The sequence below is a fragment of the Halomonas sp. 3A7M genome, assembly GCF_014897875.1.
Taxonomy (GTDB): Bacteria; Pseudomonadota; Gammaproteobacteria; order Pseudomonadales; family Halomonadaceae; genus Vreelandella.
Window position 1 is genome coordinate 22,363 of sequence record NZ_JABUZD010000165.1, and the last position, 14,052, is coordinate 36,414.

The 14,052-nt window shown below is 54.4% G+C and carries 14 protein-coding genes; 2 read left to right on the top strand and 12 right to left on the bottom strand.

Features of this window, described 5'->3' with window-relative positions; translation table 11 throughout:
- Positions 1-26: 26 nt before the first annotated feature.
- The 10 genes from INT19_RS15695 to INT19_RS15740 all read right to left on the bottom strand — a co-directional run bounded on the left by INT19_RS15695 (position 27) and on the right by INT19_RS15740 (position 8,878).
- A complete protein-coding gene (locus INT19_RS15695; protein ID WP_193061451.1) occupies positions 27-545 on the bottom strand; it encodes a DUF2878 family protein in 519 nt (172 codons plus the stop codon).
- On the bottom strand, positions 546-1,814 hold the full coding sequence (locus INT19_RS15700; protein WP_193061452.1) for a class I SAM-dependent methyltransferase: 1,269 nt from the start codon (positions 1,812-1,814) through the stop codon (positions 546-548).
- Complete coding sequence (locus INT19_RS15705) at positions 1,811-2,575, bottom strand: DUF1365 domain-containing protein (protein ID WP_193061453.1); 765 nt, start codon at positions 2,573-2,575, stop codon at positions 1,811-1,813. The genes INT19_RS15700 and INT19_RS15705 overlap by 4 nt, the downstream gene beginning before the upstream one ends.
- Positions 2,572-3,927, bottom strand: coding sequence for an NAD(P)/FAD-dependent oxidoreductase (locus INT19_RS15710; RefSeq protein ID WP_193061454.1), 1,356 nt, complete (start codon positions 3,925-3,927; stop codon positions 2,572-2,574). The genes INT19_RS15705 and INT19_RS15710 overlap by 4 nt, the downstream gene beginning before the upstream one ends.
- Positions 3,924-4,709, bottom strand: coding sequence for an SDR family NAD(P)-dependent oxidoreductase (locus INT19_RS15715; protein WP_193061455.1), 786 nt, complete (start codon positions 4,707-4,709; stop codon positions 3,924-3,926). The genes INT19_RS15710 and INT19_RS15715 overlap by 4 nt, the downstream gene beginning before the upstream one ends.
- Before the next feature lie 58 nt (positions 4,710-4,767).
- Positions 4,768-5,199, bottom strand: a complete 432-nt coding sequence (locus INT19_RS15720; protein ID WP_193061456.1) for a nuclear transport factor 2 family protein — start codon at positions 5,197-5,199, stop codon at positions 4,768-4,770.
- Between the two features lie 105 nt (positions 5,200-5,304).
- Positions 5,305-6,717 (bottom strand): deoxyribodipyrimidine photo-lyase, encoded by a 1,413-nt coding sequence (gene phrB, locus INT19_RS15725; RefSeq protein ID WP_193061457.1) that lies wholly within the window; start codon positions 6,715-6,717, stop codon positions 5,305-5,307.
- A gap of 43 nt (positions 6,718-6,760) precedes the next feature.
- Positions 6,761-7,681 carry a MerR family transcriptional regulator gene (locus INT19_RS15730; protein WP_193061458.1) on the bottom strand — a complete coding sequence of 307 codons (921 nt, stop codon included), beginning with the start codon at positions 7,679-7,681 and terminating at the stop codon, positions 6,761-6,763.
- Between the two features lie 221 nt (positions 7,682-7,902).
- Positions 7,903-8,268, bottom strand: a complete 366-nt coding sequence (locus tag INT19_RS15735) for a hypothetical protein (protein ID WP_193061459.1) — start codon at positions 8,266-8,268, stop codon at positions 7,903-7,905.
- Between the two features lie 232 nt (positions 8,269-8,500).
- Positions 8,501-8,878 (bottom strand): hypothetical protein, encoded by a 378-nt coding sequence (locus INT19_RS15740; RefSeq protein ID WP_193061460.1) that lies wholly within the window; start codon positions 8,876-8,878, stop codon positions 8,501-8,503.
- Here INT19_RS15740 and INT19_RS15745 point away from each other — a divergent pair.
- Positions 8,877-9,779 (top strand): TIGR01777 family oxidoreductase, encoded by a 903-nt coding sequence (locus INT19_RS15745; RefSeq protein WP_193061461.1) that lies wholly within the window; start codon positions 8,877-8,879, stop codon positions 9,777-9,779. The two genes, INT19_RS15740 and INT19_RS15745, sit on opposite strands and share 2 nt — an antisense overlap.
- 10 nt (positions 9,780-9,789) lie before the next feature.
- Here INT19_RS15745 and rapA read toward each other — a convergent pair whose 3' ends face one another.
- Positions 9,790-12,735: an RNA polymerase-associated protein RapA gene (gene rapA, locus INT19_RS15750; protein WP_193061462.1), complete on the bottom strand. Its 2,946-nt coding sequence runs from the start codon at positions 12,733-12,735 to the stop codon at positions 9,790-9,792.
- Positions 12,736-12,849: 114 nt separating this feature from the next.
- Complete coding sequence (locus INT19_RS15755; protein ID WP_193061463.1) at positions 12,850-13,653, bottom strand: TlpA family protein disulfide reductase; 804 nt, start codon at positions 13,651-13,653, stop codon at positions 12,850-12,852.
- Positions 13,654-13,719: 66 nt separating this feature from the next.
- Between INT19_RS15755 and INT19_RS15760 the strand changes: the two genes are divergently transcribed.
- Positions 13,720-13,965: a hypothetical protein gene (locus tag INT19_RS15760; RefSeq protein WP_089040023.1), complete on the top strand. Its 246-nt coding sequence runs from the start codon at positions 13,720-13,722 to the stop codon at positions 13,963-13,965.
- The last annotated feature ends 87 nt before the right edge of the window (positions 13,966-14,052 follow it).

A 14,052-nucleotide genomic window follows, 5' to 3' on the forward strand; every position in this document is an offset into this window, starting at 1 on the left:
GCTAAACGCCATGCTAGAAGCAAGTGTTAATGAACGCCAGAAGCAGCGACCTTGTGGTTAGCGTAACGACTGATACACACACATAGCACTGCCCAAATAATGGCCTGTGCTGGCAGTAACCAGGGGGCTAAGCTAACGCCAGTGAGCGCTGCGCCGCCAACATAGGACAGTGGCCCGCTGACCGCACCGCAAACCGCCGCAATCATTGGGTACTGCCACAGCCAAGCAAGCGAGTGAAATACCAGCGTTGCAAACAGCGGCCACAGCATCCAAAGCCACAGTGGCAGTAAACCAGCCACCAAGGTGTGTTCACCGAAGTCGAAACCTCCTGCCAAATGAAGGCCTCCGTCCAACGCTAACCCCAATAGCGCAAACACACCAATAAAACGCCATTCGCCGGGTTTGGCGCAGTGCCAGAAATGCCAGCCTAGCAGCGCACTCCCTATAATGGCAGCTACCCATGATCCCCCCAAAACGCACAGCAACCAGCCCGCTTCGAAGCGTAGTGCATTGAACAGCAAGCCGTGCCAGCGTGGGCTAGCCATTTATAGCGCGCCCGTTAACGGTGCGGGTTTGGCGGCTGGTTTGGCTAGCAATAAGTGGCACGTACCAATAGAGCGCTCAATAAAGCCCCCCTCGCAGTAGCACAAATAGTAACGCCACATACGAATAAACCGTTCGTCGTAGCCTTGCTGCCTTATCTGCTCTAGGCTGGTTTCAAAGCGATGGCGCCACTCGCGTAGAGTGCGGGCATAGTGCTGGCCAATTTCATCAAGCGCTACCACGTTCAGTGAGGTTTTGCGCATCACGCTGGTTAGCATGGCGTGATGAGACGGCAAAAAACCACCGGGGAAAATATAGCGCTTAATAAAGTCCATCTCCCGCTTGGCTTCTTCAAACCGTTGGTCTCGGATAGTGATGGCTTGCAGCATAGCCTGGCCATCGTCGCTCAGCAGGCTGTCGACCTTTTCAAGGTAGGTGTTCAAATACTGGTGGCCGACGGCTTCAATCATCTCAACAGAGATCAGTCGATCGTAGCGACCTGTCAGCTCACGATAATCCTGCTTTAGCAGGGTGATTTTATCGTCAAGCCCCTCTTCTTGAATGCGCCGGGCGGTATGGGCGTACTGCTCTTCAGAAATGGTGGTGGTAGTGACATGGCAGCCACGGGTTTTGGCGGCGTGTATTGCAAGACCACCCCAGCCAGTACCAATTTCTAGCAAGTGGTGTTCTGGGCGTACATCTAGCTTTTCGAGCATGATGTCGAGTTTGTAGGTAGACGCTTCTTCCAGGCTGGCTTCTGGATAAGGGAATACAGCGCTCGAGTACATCCAGTGGCGTTGATCAAGAAACGTGGCAAACAGGTCATTGCCAATATCGTAGTGTGCCGAGATATTACGCTTTGAACCGGAAAGGCTATTACGTTGGAAGCGATAGGCAGCGCCAAGCAGCCAGCGGGTGAAACGGGCGCTTCCGTTTTCCATTTTACCGTTTACGTGATCCAGATTGGCCGCAAACAAACGCACCAAGGCCACTAAGTCATCAGCATCCCAGTCGCCATCCATATAGGATTCAGCTGCGCCCACTGTGCCGCCAAACGCGAGCCTTTTCCAGGCGCGGGAGTGACGAATCACAACGGTCACTTGAAGCGGCCCTTCTTGACCCAGGTGGTGACACTGATTGCCTTCAATTAAGGTGATACGGCCACCCTGGAAGGCATCTAATTGAGCCATCAGGCGAGGCTTCAACCAGCGAGTCAAACGATCCTGGTTAACCGGTTGTATGTCAGGGGGCGTAGAACGCAGGGTCGTCATTTTGAAGTTTCCTTGCGCTTAGGGTGGTTATAAACGGGGATGCGCTTCAGCCAGAGGCGAAACGCTTCAAAATGAATTCCCGCCACGGTTTTCAGGCTCATCCAAGGCTGGCGTGCAAGGGTTGCTAATAGAACGCCGCGTGTCGCTGGCGCAGCCTCTAAGGTAAGCGTGGCGTCGAAATGGCGCTGCCCGCTTTGCCAGTTTTCCATGTGTAGATAGAGCTGATCGCCGGGTGCGTTGAGCTTCCAGCGGTAGGTCATTTCCATGGGGTTAAACGGCGACACATGCATGGCTTTATCAAAGCTTGCATGATGGCTATGACGAGTTGGATCGATCCGACAGGCATAGCAGGTACGCTCTTTCCAGGGCATATTAGTGACTTCACCAACGACAGCCGCCAGCCTGCCAAGATGGTCATAGGCGTAGTACATCGAAACAGGATTGAAGACCGTGCCAAAGGTGCGCAATTGGGTCAGTACGTAAATCTTGCCATTGGGGGCACTACCCAGCTGACGAATTAGCTCTTCGCGTACCGCTGTACGCAATGGCTTATCAGTAGGGCCGAGATAATCTTCGCGACGAAAGCGTGCTAGTGCCGGCCTTCGGGCGCTAAAGCAAGGCACATTGTCAAATAGGCTCGGCAACTCATCCAAGTCGAGCCACGCCATCCAAACGCGGTAACTGAAAGCGTGCTCCTTAGGAGTGAAGCGACGATGGCGCAAGGTGCCGCGGTAAATACGCGAGCGAGGCACGGTAATCATCCGAGCCCCTCCCCAACGCTGTTAGTGGGCATCAGGTCATGAGCCGGGAGTGCTGTGGGCGTTGTTGGCGGCGCAGCGGCTTCATCACAACCTAGTGCTTGGGCAACCCGCAGCGCGCTCCATACCCCATCTTCGTGAAAGCCATTGCGCCAGTAAGCGCCGCAGAAGTGAGTGCGCCGAGCAACCGAGGATATCTCGTCATGGCGCATTTGCGCTGCCTGTCCTGCCAGTGTGAACTGTGGGTGGGCATAGGTATAACGTCCGAGCACTTTCGCAGGGTCAATGCTATTGGAATCGTTAAGCGTGACGCAAAAAGTAGTCTCGGCCTCTTTCAATCGCTGCAGAATATTCATGTTGTAGGTAACAGACACCCGCTCGTCTGCTCCTCGACCATCTAAACGGTAGTTCCAGCTAGCCCAGGCGCGCTGCCGCCGGGGCAGCAGCGATGTGTCGGTATGCAGCACGACCTCGTTATCTTGATAAGGCATGGCGGCAAGAATGTCTTGTTCAGCGGGTGTCGGGTCGCCGAGCATCGCTAGTGCCTGATCGGCGTGGCAAGCCAGCACCACATGATCAAAGCGTTGTGTGCCTTGTGCCGTGGTGATCATTACGCCGGTGGCATTTCGCTCAATGCGCGTGACAGGCGTATTCAGATGAATGCGCGCTGCGTATGGCGCTGTCATGCTGGGAATATAGCGTTTCGAGCCGCCAACTAAGGTGTGCCATTGAGGGCGGTGGTTAACCGACAGCAAGCCGTGATTGCGAAAAAAACGCACGAAGAACGTCAGCGGAAAGGCGCGTAGATCGCCAATACTCGCAGACCAAATAGCGGCCCCCATGGGCAGCAGATAACGTCGCTGAAAAGCGTCACCGTAGCCATGTTGGTCAAGGTATTCGCCTAGCGTTGTGTTGCTAGGAAGGCGCTTGGCCTCTAAGTCAGCCGTTGCTTGTTTGTTAAAGCGCAAGATGTCGCGTAATAGACGATAAAAAGCGGGGCTAAGTAAGTTGCGCCGCTGGGCAAACAGCGAGCCTAGCGTATGGCCGTTATATTCAAAATCAACATCAGTTTCATGCACCGAAAAACTCATTTCGGTGGCTTGGCTAGGCACTTCGAGTGTTTCTAGTAAGCGTTGGAAATGCGGGTAGGTCCAATCATTGAAAACAATAAAGCCCGTGTCGATAGCGTAGGACTGCCCCCCGACCTCCACGTCCATCGTGGCCGTGTGCCCACCAAGACGCCCGTCTGCTTCAAACAGAGTGACTTCATGTTGGGAGGATAAGTACCAACCCGCTGCCATGCCGCTAATACCGCTGCCGATAATGGCGATACGCTGTGAAGCCATGTTGCTCATTGCTGTACCTCTTGGCGCCTTGTCATACGTAGGCCGATATGACGACGCAGCGCAGGCGGTAAAATTCCTAAACATTTCACCAGATAGGTGAAGCGACGCGGAAAGTGAATATCCAGCCTTCCTTTGACAAGACCGGCAATGATGGCATCGGCCGCTTGTTCCGCGGTGACTTGCATGGGCATTGGAAAATCATTGCGATCGGTCAACGGGGTTTTAACAAAACCTGGGTGAATGACGCTGACATCAATGCCTTCTTGATCGAGGTCGAGACGTAATGACTCCAAAAAGTAACTGACAGCCGCTTTTGAGGCGCCATAGGCTTCGGCTCTGGGCAGCGGTAAATAGGCAGATGCACTAGAGGTGGCGGCTAGGCGAGCAGGTTTACCCTCTTTGCGGGCAGCTCTTAATAACGGCAGGGCTGCCTCCACGCCATACAGGGTGCCAAACAGGTTTGGGGTGAAAACCCGCTCAATCAGCGCCATATCAAAATGCTGCGCGTCTAGATATTCGCAGGTGCCTGCATTGAATAAGGCAATATCCAGTGCGCCCAGCCATGTGCTGATCTGTTCACCCGCCGCAATCACCGCTTGGTGGTCGCTGATATCAACGGGGAGCGAATAAGCATTGGGATGACCAGCACATAAATCATCGAGCGCCTCTTGGTTTCGAGCACTCAGCACAACATGGTGACCTTGGGCGATGAGCTTTGTGGCAAGCGCTTCACCAATGCCTGACGTGGCACCAGTGAGCCAAATGCGTTGGGGCGTTTTCCATGTGCTCATCATGCTCTCCTGTAATGGCCTGTTAGCATGCAACCTGTATGCAAATAAACGGCATATATCAGCTAATGCGCCGTTTTAACCAACGTATGACACGTCCCATGACTGGTAAGTGTTCATACAACATGGCGCCTGCATCGAAATAGTCGCGGTGCTTTGAAACCCGACCATCCTCTGCAAATGTTAGGGCACTGCATCCCGCGACACGGATCGGTTTGCCCTGGGCTAATCGGGGGTGAATGAACTCCATTGTCCAGGTTACAAATGCTTGATTAGCCACCTGTTGTTGCGTGTGATAAGTAAATTGGCAACGTTCAACGTTTTCGTACATGGTGGCGAAATAGCGCTTTAGCGCCGATCGCCCTTCAATGTGATGTAGCGGATCATTGAAGATAACTTCCTCAGTATATACCTCGTATAGTTTTTCTGTACAGGTATTGTCTAGTTTATTAAAAAAGGCGCAGAAATTCGCCAAAGCTTGGTCGTTAGGCATCACGCAGTCCTGTGGTGGTTAAGAAAAATCAGCAAACGATGAAGCGAGGAGAAAGCAGTCGATCGATTTGCATCACCGCAGCGCAGGCGATGCAAAAGAGAGGAGTTATTTCGAGAGCGCTTTAAAGGCATCCAGGGCACGCTGGCGCGCTGCTTTATGGTCAACGATGGGGGCTGGGTAATCCGTTGGGTTCAGCATGTCCTGGGGCGGCGCATGGCGAGCTTTTTTAGGCAGTGGTTTTAACTCGGGCAGCCAATGGGTAATAAATTCACCCTCTGGATCAAAGCGCGTTGACTGGGTAGTGGGGTTAAAAATACGAAAATAGGGCGCTGCATCCGTGCCTGTTGATGCCGCCCACTGCCAGCCGCCGTTATTGGCGCAAAACTCACCGTCGATTAAATGGCGCATAAAAAATGCCTCACCGCGCCGCCAGTCAATCAGTAAGTGCTTACTTAAAAACATCGCGGTGATCATGCGCAGGCGGTTGTGCATCCAGCCCGTAGTCACTAGCTGGCGCATGGCCGCATCGACAATCGGATAGCCGGTACGGCCCTCACACCACGCTTGAAAGCCTTTATCGTCGTCACGCCAGCGGAGCTGCTTGGTGTGCTCTTGAAAAGGTTGGTGACGGCAAACCTGGGGAAAGCCTACCGCGACGTGCTGATAAAATTCACGCCAAATAAGCTCATTCACCCAGCTGGTCAGCCCCTCATCTCCATCGGCCAAGTGGCCACCATTTTCGCTCATCACGGCTTGAAGGCATTGGCGATAGGAGATCATACCCAGCGCTAGATAGGGCGAAAGTTCGCTGGTGCCGCGAACGTTTGGAAAGTCTCGCTGCTGCTTATAGTGCCGTCCACGAAAGCGTAAAAAACGTTCGAGATTGTCACTAGCCGCCTCTTCTCCAGCAGGCCAGAGGCGTTTATCAACGGGGTCATTATCCAGCGATGGAAGCGCGGGCAGTGGGTCGCTATTGATCTCTAGCGGAGATTGCACGCCTGGGGTATCACGTAAGGCAAGCTGCTGTGCAGTCACCTGCTTGTGCCAAGCTTTCGAAAACGGTGTAAATACGCCGTAATAATCGCCTTTTCCGGTCAATAAACTGCCAGGGGCGAAGGCGACGGCGTCATGGTGACCCTGAGCGGTGATCCCTGCTTGTTTAAAAGCATCAAGCACCGATTGATCGCGATGTTGCTCGTTCAGCGCATACTCATAGTTAAAGTGGAGTTGAGTAATCTGGTGCTCGTGGGCGATATCAAGCAACACCTGAGCCGCTTCGTCATAGTGATCAATATCACGATGCAAAAGTGGAATATTAAGCCCGTTAAGCGACGCTTTGATCGCCGCAACACTGCGTGCCCAGAAGTCGAGCTTAGTCGCCCCGTGGCCATGTGTTTGCCATTGAGCCACGCTGCGTAAGAAAACGGCCACCACGGGGCCGTTGGCAGCCGCAGCGGCAAGCGCGGAGTTATCGTGAATGCGTAAGTCGCTACGCAGCCAAACGAGCTGCAGATTCATGCGATATCCTTATCATCGGTAACGTTAACTAGCATCCGATACCTCAGAGAATTCCCGATTCGCGCAACAAGGGGCGAAGTCGTGAAATGGCTTGCGGCAGGTCGTCGCCTAACATCTGCACCGGACCGTCACGCAGCTCATTTTCTCTTAATCGCGCCACTTCCCCACACACCCCAATAGGAACATTTAACGCTTCTGTGGCCTGGGGAAGTGCGCGACCAATGTAGTCGTCGCTTTCTCGCTGGCCACTGGAAAGCAGTACCATCGATGAGTGCAATCGGGATACGGCTTGAGGAAGGTCCTCCAGCGCTAATGAGCGGTCAAACAGTTGTACGCGGTAGCCCTGTTCGCTGGCCATGAGCGCACACATTAAAACCCATAGCGGGCCGGGGTCATCAGGCATCGCACTTAGCAGGATTAACGGGCCGCGCGTTGCCTGATTGGCATAGTGCAGGCGAATGCCTACCTGGCTACGCAGAAAGGCTTCAAAGGTGCGGCGCACAAGGTCATCGGGCTGGCTGGCCCATTTGGCTTCAAGGGTAAGAATAACGGGCTGCCAGAGCTCATTAATCGCGACGCTTAAGGGATATAGCGCCAGACTCTGGTGGTACAGCGCTTCCAGCTTGGGAAGGTCAACCGCTTCTATGGTGGACTGCAACAACTGTCGTTGGCTGGCCCAGTCGCCAGTATTCGGCGATGGTGTTTCTACCGTTTCAGGTTGATCAAGTAAATCAACCACTTGGCTAACCGGAACGCCGCGGTTTAGCCATTGTAAAATACGCTCAATGCGAGTGATATCGTCTTGCGCGTATAGACGATGGCCCTTGGGGGTGCGTTGTGGACGAATTAAACCGTAGCGACGCTCCCAGGCACGAAGAGTGACCGAGTTCACACCCGTCAGGCGGGAAACTTCCCTAATCGGATAAAGCGGGGTATCGGGTGGGTGGGTCGCCTTGATGCTCATGGGCGCCATTGCCTCTTGGTTGCCTGCAAATAAGCGTGCAGGGATCTGTCAATAATTGTCGTGGCGATGCTTCAGCGCCTGACTGGCGGTTTGGCCACATAATCGGGTCGTTATTAATCGTATAGATAGCTAAACGCTATTATAGCCACCTTTGTACAACTTGTGGCTTCTGGGTACAACCTTTCCTGTAGGTGCGGAAAAGTTAAGTTTAGTTTCTAATTTCAGACAGGCCGGCCTAATAGGGCCTGGCCCAGTTCATCACCTGATAACCAAGCATCCTCGACACGACTACCTTTAAAGCTATCACCACAGAGTGCTAGGCCACTTGTACTGTATAAGTATGGCTGATGACCTGCCTGTGCTGGCTGAGCATAGCGCCAGCGGTGTGCCCCGAGTTCAATGACATTCGGTAGCTCTATATCATCGGGCAGTAGCGATACAAATGCTGCTAGCAACTGTTGGGCGACACTGTCGCTGTCACTCTCAATATGTGCATCGCTCCAATCCAGCTGAGCAAGCAAGCTAATGCTTTCCGGCTGATGTTCACGGCCAGGCTTGGTGTGATTGCGTGACGCTAGACGAAGCACCGGATGCTGTGTGTGAACGGTGTGCCACGCTGATGCTACCTTCGCTATGGGGGGTAATGGCTCCTCGAAAATAACTCAACCTGTTCAGCATCCCTACTGGGGTTTGGCCTCACAGGCAGTTGCCAGTGTTCGGTTCCCACTCTGCTAATAATGCCTTGGCCTGAAGCGGCGGGGCACTGATAACCACCACGTCAAAAGGCCCGTGAATTGATCCGCGAGTATCCTGGAGCTGTCAGCCCGCAGCCATCTTATCAAGCGTTGTAATGTGGGTTTCAAGCGTCATGGAGGCATTCGGTAAGGCGTTAAGCGTATCGGCTAGATGGCGGGTGATTACGCTCATACAGGGCGTGCCGGTATAGCGTAGCTGAGCGTCATTGTGTGTTTGCCAGCCGGATGCACTAGCCTGATAACGAGATGTGGGCCAACTAGCGACACAACCAGCGGCCTGCCACTCGGCTACTTTATTGGCGAATCGTTGATTGCGTACAGTGAACGCTTGAACACCTAGCTTCAGTGCCGTTGAGGGACGTCGTTTACTTGACATACGACTGCCGGGGTTACGCGCTTTATCAAACAACGCCACCTCAACAAACCATAGGAGTGACACCATGCGGGTATTAATCACCGGAGGTAGCGGCTTTGTTGGTCAGCGGCTCTGCCAGCAACTCCTCACCCAGGGGCATGATGTGCAGGTGGTTTCCCGGGCCCCGTATCAGGTGCGTGGTAGGTTGCCAAAAGCCTGCGATATTCGTGATAGCGCTCAGGCATTTATGGACACCCCTCCGGCGGTGTTGGTGAACCTTGCCGGTGAGTCGATTGCTGCAAAGCGCTGGAGTAACAGCCAAAAAGAGACACTAATTCGCTCTCGTATCGACAGTACGCAGCAACTGATGACGCTTTGTGAACAGCTCAAAGCCAACGGGCAAGCGTTACCCAGCGCGATGATTAGCGGCTCTGCGATGGGCTATTACGGCGATCAAGGCGACAAAGTGGTGGATGAAACAACGTCGCCAAGCGATGAGTTTGCTCATCAGCTTTGTGCGCAATGGGAAGCGGCGGCAAAACCGATTGAGGCGATGGGCGTTCGCTTAGCGATACTGCGGATTGGTTTAGTGCTTGAAGCGGGAGGCGGTACGCTGCAGAAGATGCTGCCACCCTTTAAGCTCGGACTTGGGGGGCGTTTTGGCAGTGGCGCACAGTTTATGCCCTGGATTCATCGTGATGATCTTGTGGCAGCGATTATGTTTTTGATGAACGAATCAACGCTTTCAGGCGCATTTAATGGCAGTGCACCGCACCCGGTGACAAATGCTGAGTTCACAAAAACGTTAGCTAAGCAGCTTCACCGGCCGGCGATTTTCCCCGTGCCCGCTTTTGTACTAAAAGCGGGCTTCGGAGAAATGTCGCAGCTGTTGCTGACCGGGGCCGATATGCGCCCTGCACGCCTGACCGAGGCTGGGTTTACCTTTCAGTACCCGACACTCGATAAGGCGTTAGCGGCGATTCTTTAGTCTTTCCGCGTTAGGCGTTGGGATCGACGGTGATTATCACTCGTACGGAATCAAGCCGTAAGCGGGTGTTTTCTATTGCGTCGCTGAGCGCTTGGCGCTCTTGCTTCAGCGCCTCAAGTTCTTCACTACGAACAGCTGGATTATGCTCTGCCAGGGCAGTCAAGCGGGCTAGTTCGGCATCTAACTGAGCTCGCATACGTGTTTCAGCGCTTTCTACGATGCTGGGCAGTTCACGTTCGGCTTCACCTTCCCCCTGAATGAGGAGCGCACGCAGCTGGTCATGGCGGCTTTTGATCAAATCTCGTGCCAGTGATTTGTTCACTTTCTGTAGATTCTTGCCAAGGCCAGTGAAGGAGATCTTGCGGGTTAAGTTTGCGCCTGACTCATCAAGTAGGACGCGCACTGCCGTAGGCGGTAGGAAGCGGTTGAGATGTAGCGACTTAGGTGCAGGGCAATGGGTGCGGAACACCAGTTCAGCCATTAAACGGCCGCTGGGAATGGCGGGATGGCGTAATAGCGCCAACGCGGTGTTTCCCATCGTGCCATCTAAGATGCGCTCCATCATTTCGCGTAGCAGCGGGTGTTCCCAAGAGAGTCGCTGAATATCGTCTCGTGCAAGCGCTAACGAACGGCTGTAAGTAGCCGAGAAGCCCTCTTCACCTTTCACTAGCCCGGGGAGCCCATCCAGCATGTGTTGGCTAGGCTGCAAATAAAGCAAGCCATTGCCAATCTCTTGACTGTCTACACCAAAAATATCCAGGGCGCGCTCTACAAAACGCGGCAACGCTGGGTCTTCATCCAACTCACGCACCGCATCAATTACCTGCTGAGCACGGGCAGGGCGGCAGGCATTTAGCTCTAGCAGTCGGTTACGACCTGCGTCCCGTTCAGCCAACTTGGCGGTGAACATTTCACGGGTTTCTTCGATGATCTCATTGAGCATTTCATCATCGAGTAACGCATCGGCCAGGGCATCGCCAAACGCATCAAAGAGGTCGCTGCCAATGCCGTGAGGCGCGCTAAAAGCATCCATGCCTTCGTGATACCAGCGCAGCAGACGCTCACCTGGGCTGCCAGTGAAGGTGGGAGCATGGAGCTCAATGGTGTGGCGCTGCCCTATCCGGTCGAGGCGGCCGATACGCTGCTCCAGCTGGTCGGGATGCTGGGGCATATCAAACATCACTAAGTGGCGGCAGAACTGAAAGTTGCGGCCTTCCGAACCGATTTCAGAACACACCAGCACTTGGCAACCGTCTTCTTCATCGGCAAATGCCGCTGCGGCCCGGTCACGTTCGACCAGCGATAGCCCTTCGTGGAACACCGGTGCGTGATAGCCACCTAGCACGCGCAGTCCCTCGGCAAGTCCTTCAGCGGTTTCTCTGTGGTGAGCAATAATCAGTACTTTGTCGTTGGCAAAGCCGCTGTCGCTATCGTCGCTAAGCTTTTCCAGCAGCCAGTTTACCCGTGGGTCGATATGCCACCAGGATTCAGTGTTAAGCGGGTCGTTGCTAAGCTCGCGATACATAGTGTCTGGATAGATCAACACGTCCGGATGATCCATGCCCGTTTCAATCAGCAACTCGTCCAGGTAGTCATCATCGCGCTCCAAGCGACGCAGCACGCGCCGATAGGCCGATGGGAGTTCCAACTGAGCTAGGTGCAGGCGACGTTCTGGGAATCCTCCCACATGACGGCGGCTGTTGCGGAACATGACGCGCCCGGTACCGTGACGATCAAGCAGAGCATCGCGTAACTGAGCGCGAGCAGCATTCTGCTGTTCGGTACTTGCTTCAAGGTTGCATAACGTTGCTAGCAGCGCCTGGCTGTCGCGGTCGTCTGCTACATTATTGACCCGTTCACGTGCCTCGACGGTATTGGGAAGCTCATCCAAGGCATCAATGGCTTGAGCGACAGCGATGTAATGATGCTCTTCGTCTTTAAAGCGTTCGATGTCGTGGTAACGCTCGGCATCTAACAAGCGCAGGCGAGCGAAATGGCTCTCAACCCCCATCTGTTCTGGCGTAGCCGTCAGCAGTAATAAGCCAGGGATATCAGCAGCGAGCTGCTCAACGCACTGATAGCCTGGGCCACTGCCATCAGGGCTCCAGTCGAGGTGATGGGCTTCATCGACGATCAGCAGGTCAAAGTGGCTCGCCAGGGCCTGTTCTTGACGATGCGTGTTGGCGAATAGCCAACCTTGACTGGCCAGTACTATTTGGGCGCTTTCAAATGGGTTGGCGCTACCGTGGGCGAGACTTTGCTGCTCATCTAGCAAACTTACCTTGAGTGAGAAACGGCGTAAAAGCTCTACAAGCCATTGGTGAGTAAGGCTGTCAGGCACCAAAATTAATGCGCGTTCTACTCGGCCAGCCAGCAGTAGGCGGTGTAGAACCAGCCCAGCCTCAATCGTTTTACCCAGCCCAACCTCATCCGCAAGCAGGACACGTGGCGCATGGCGGCCTGCCACTTCGTCAGCGATATAAAGCTGGTGGGGAATCAGGTCGATACGCGGCCCAGCAAAGCCCAGGGCGCTGTGCTGCTCGATGCGCTGATAATGGTGCAGCGTGCGAAAGCGCAGATCGAACCAATCATTGCGATCAACCTGGCCAGTTAGCAGTCGGTCGCGTGCCTGATCAAACTGCATAGTGTCGGCGAGCTTTGCCTCAGATAGTTCTCGAGGGTTGCCATCGCTATCTTCGCCAATATAGGTGATTAAGCCGTGGGTCTCTTTGCTATCGTCTACGATCATCTGCCAGCCATCAGCAGAAATCACGCGGTCGCCACCGCCGAACATGACGCGAGTTAAGGGGGCTTGGCGAGTGTTGTACGTACGGGTTTCCTGGCTGGCACTGAACAAAATGGTAACGCTACGGGCGTCGCAGTTAAGCACGGTGCCGAGTCCAAGCTCAGCCTCGCCGTCGCTAATCCAACGCTGGCCGGGAGAAAAATCGCTCATGATGCCTCGAGGAAGTCTACAGAAACAGGTTGTACGCCACCGGGGCAGGTTTCCGGTGGCAACAGGGCGGGGGATTCTAACGCAAAGCGGCGGGGGGATTAAGGTCTATCGTGGTCAATCTTTTAACCAGCGTTCCAGCTGGGCTCGGGTTAACTCGCCAACGTGGACATCCTGCGTGTTGCCCTGGCGATCAAAAAGTACCGTGGTGGGTAGGCCTGGCGCTTGAAATTGCGCCATTAGCGTTTGGCTTGGGTCACGCAGCGCGTAGCGAAAATCCAGTCCTTGCTCGTCTAAATAGCGCACGACGGGCAGTAAGTCCTCGCCTTGGTTCGCGATTACCACACTGACATCGTCACGCTTGGCTGCCTCTTCAAGCAGCGGCATCTCCCGCAGGCAGGGTGGGCACCAGGTCGCCCATAGATTAACGATAATAAGGTCACCGCTCTCAGCCAGCGAAGGGAGATGCACTGCGTTGCCGTCCACATCGTCCAACGTCACCTCCGGCAACGCATCAATAGCAAATTCATTGCCTAAGGGGGCAAGCGTTACCAAGACCAGCCACAGGCTTGTCGTGCCAACCAACAGGGCAAGGCCGCCGATAAGCGACAGCAGCCGCTTGCGCAGTGTCCAGGCTGTCCAAATTAACCCCGCGATTAGGCCACCCAGCGCGTTGTAACCGGGTTGCCATAGCTTGAGCGCCTCGAGCGGTTCTGCGCTGTAGCTTTCCCAGTTGAGCACGACAAAAACAATTCGAGCCGCCAGTAGCCATACCACCAGTAGCCCGTTGAACCAGCGCCCATGCTGAGAAGACGTTAATCCCAACAGATAGCGGCTAGCCAATAACAGCAGTAGGGCGCAGCCGAGGGCATATAGCCTAGGGGTGGAGATCAGCAGTGGTCCAATGGCAATCGCATTCATGATTTTTCCGTTAAGCAGGTACACTGGTGAACCATACCACGCACGTTAAACATTACGGAGATGTCTATGCCGCAACCCGCTTTCGACATACTGCGGGCGCTGGCCATTGGGTCGCAGGCGCTGGGTTTAATGCTGATTATTACGCTGGAAACCGTAATGGGCGATGCTGCGCGCCCCTGGCAAGGGGGTGTGCTGGCTGTCATGGTCGCGTCGGCGCTTACGATTGCGCTGGTGCGACTGTACCAAAATAAGCGTTACCAAAAACAGATGGCTGAGCGTCGCCAAAATGCGGATGAAGAGGAGGAGCGTTAGAAAGCGTTGCTTGTGTTTTTGGCGTTACGGTTCCAGATTAAGAGAAGTCCCGCGCTGGACAGTCGGGGCACTTAATATACTGGGAGC

Excerpts from the sequence above, each read along its gene's own strand:
- INT19_RS15695 (WP_193061451.1), bottom strand. The coding sequence starts at position 545 with ATGGCTAGCCCACGCTGGCACGGCTTGCTGTTCAATGCACTACGCTTC.
- INT19_RS15700 (WP_193061452.1), bottom strand. The coding sequence starts at position 1,814 with ATGACGACCCTGCGTTCTACGCCCCCTGACATACAACCGGTTAACCAG.
- INT19_RS15705 (WP_193061453.1), bottom strand. The coding sequence starts at position 2,575 with ATGATTACCGTGCCTCGCTCGCGTATTTACCGCGGCACCTTGCGCCAT.
- INT19_RS15710 (WP_193061454.1), bottom strand. The coding sequence starts at position 3,927 with ATGAGCAACATGGCTTCACAGCGTATCGCCATTATCGGCAGCGGTATT.
- INT19_RS15715 (WP_193061455.1), bottom strand. The coding sequence starts at position 4,709 with ATGAGCACATGGAAAACGCCCCAACGCATTTGGCTCACTGGTGCCACG.
- INT19_RS15720 (WP_193061456.1), bottom strand. The coding sequence starts at position 5,199 with ATGCCTAACGACCAAGCTTTGGCGAATTTCTGCGCCTTTTTTAATAAA.
- phrB (WP_193061457.1), bottom strand. The coding sequence starts at position 6,717 with ATGAATCTGCAGCTCGTTTGGCTGCGTAGCGACTTACGCATTCACGAT.
- INT19_RS15730 (WP_193061458.1), bottom strand. The coding sequence starts at position 7,681 with ATGAGCATCAAGGCGACCCACCCACCCGATACCCCGCTTTATCCGATT.
- INT19_RS15745 (WP_193061461.1), top strand. The coding sequence starts at position 8,877 with ATGCGGGTATTAATCACCGGAGGTAGCGGCTTTGTTGGTCAGCGGCTC.
- INT19_RS15740 (WP_193061460.1), bottom strand. The coding sequence starts at position 8,878 with ATGGTGTCACTCCTATGGTTTGTTGAGGTGGCGTTGTTTGATAAAGCG.
- rapA (WP_193061462.1), bottom strand. The coding sequence starts at position 12,735 with ATGAGCGATTTTTCTCCCGGCCAGCGTTGGATTAGCGACGGCGAGGCT.
- INT19_RS15755 (WP_193061463.1), bottom strand. The coding sequence starts at position 13,653 with ATGAATGCGATTGCCATTGGACCACTGCTGATCTCCACCCCTAGGCTA.
- INT19_RS15760 (WP_089040023.1), top strand. The coding sequence starts at position 13,720 with ATGCCGCAACCCGCTTTCGACATACTGCGGGCGCTGGCCATTGGGTCG.